Raw genomic sequence first — 1,972 nt, forward strand, 5'->3', positions numbered from 1 at the left:
TCATTTTGTCATTTTTGACCTATGCCTCCAAAACCCGTTCGCAGAAATTCTAAAACTCAAAAAAAGACTCCTTTTTATACGAGCAAAAAATTTTTATCGTATGCAATTCTGATTTTTTTAGGAGTTTTTTTATATTTGAAACGAGACGCATTGGCCTATTATTTAAGTTTTAAAACTTACAGAGCTCCTTTTGAAACGCGTCAAGCCAAACTATCGGATGTAATCAACGCACATACCGAAAAGTCATTTGGAATTGATATTTCAGAATATCAAAACCGAATTAATTGGGATATTTTAAGCGATTTGGAAACTGGAAATCCTATCGAATTTATTTTTATTCGCGCCACTGCGGGTTGCAATAAAACCGATAGAAAGTTCAGTAAATATTGGCAAAAAGCTAGAGAAACCAATATGTTTCAAGGAGCTTATCATTATTATAGACCCAATGAAAATTCCATTGAGCAAGCCAATAATTACATTAAAAACGTAAAGCTAAAGCGAGGCGATTTTCCACCAGTTTTGGACATAGAAAAACTACCGCGTGACCAATCTATCGATAGTTTAAAGGTGGGTTTAAAGCGTTGGTTAAATAAAATTGAAAAGCATTACGGCGTAAAACCCATTATTTATAGTAGCGAAAGTTATTATAACGATTTCCTGAAAGATGATTTTTCAGATTATCCTTTTTGGATTGCCAATTATACTGCTTTTTACAGGGATATAGATTCCGATTGGTCTATGTGGCAAATCTCCGAAAATGCCAAAATTGAAGGCATTCGCGGTCGTGTAGATATTAATGTTTTTAATGGAAACACTAAGGATTTGAGGAAGTTGTTGATAAAGTAGTTATGTTTAGACTTTGCTATTAATTTTGCAGAGTTTTCAATATTTGCACCATCGAAATTGCGAAAATATTTATCTGCATTCACTAACTTTTCTTTCAACTAATTCTTGTTTTTTTTCACTCCACTTAAAACAGCGTTCTTTTTCTAAAATCATTTTATTTTTAATGACTTTATATTCCGCGGTTGTAACGCTTGATCCCCCGCAACATTGATTAGTTTCAATAATTCTTTTTCTTTTGGCATCGAATTCTAATGATGTTCCAGAAAAACCACTTTCAAAATATTTTTTTGTTTTTGGATTGTAAAGGAAATATAAACTTGAAGTATTTGGACCAGCATAACTTGATTCAAATATTGAAAAATCGGTAATTCCGTCAAAATTAAAATCTCCAGTTGAAATACAATGTACGCCACGAAATTGACAATCAACCTTCAATTTTTGAATCAGTTTATCTGTCTTTTTCTGAAATATTTTAATTTCACTTACAGTTTGATCATCTGCAACTATCCTAAAATATCGATCGCCGATGGAAGTTTTTTGAATGATACCGTCACCAATTTCACTTTTTTTGGATAAAGTAATTTTTAATTCTTTTCCATTTTTCAAATCTTTCCAAATACCTTCAATTGATTCGCTGTCAAGATTAAATTTTTCGAAAGTCATACTTGCACTTTTGTTTTCTTTTGAATTTTTTTCAAAAATAATTAATTTTTCTTTTTCTAATTTTCCTTCCAAAACAATTGGATCATCGTATGCGGTATAAACATAAACGCCATAAGATTTTCCAGAAGTATTGATATCTGCTGACAATTCAATAGGATATTTATCTATAAATCCAGAATAATTAACTTGTCCAAGTAGAGTTAGATTATTTAAAATAATGAAAAGATAAATAAATTGTTTCATGTTTAATTTTTTGGGGAAATTATAAGTTAATGGTCAAATCTGTATGTAAATTTGATATGTAACTCGATAATACAATTAATATAGATTTCATTTAGAGCATAGATTTTTTTTTATTTAATTGGTAAAATGATTTGTTCATTTTGTAATATTATCACAATACTTTAAACGATTTTAAAAAAATCATATTTTAAATTGCTTTTTAATTTTCTTATATTCCTCA

Annotated in this window: 2 protein-coding genes; one reads left to right on the plus strand and one right to left on the minus strand. The window is 29.3% G+C overall.

Annotation, left to right across the window (positions count from 1 at the left end):
• Positions 1–150: 150 nt before the first annotated feature.
• Positions 151–846, plus strand: a complete 696-nt coding sequence (locus tag RMN92_RS06345) for a glycoside hydrolase family 25 protein (protein WP_309608626.1) — start codon at positions 151–153, stop codon at positions 844–846.
• 69 nt (positions 847–915) lie between these two features.
• Here the strand turns inward: RMN92_RS06345 and RMN92_RS06350 are convergent, their stop codons facing one another.
• Complete coding sequence (locus RMN92_RS06350) at positions 916–1,752, minus strand: XAC2610-related protein (protein ID WP_309608627.1); 837 nt, start codon at positions 1,750–1,752, stop codon at positions 916–918.
• Between the last annotated feature and the right edge of the window lie 220 nt (positions 1,753–1,972).

Source organism: Flavobacterium sp., assembly GCF_031363805.1.
Lineage (GTDB): Bacteria > Bacteroidota > Bacteroidia > Flavobacteriales > Flavobacteriaceae > Flavobacterium.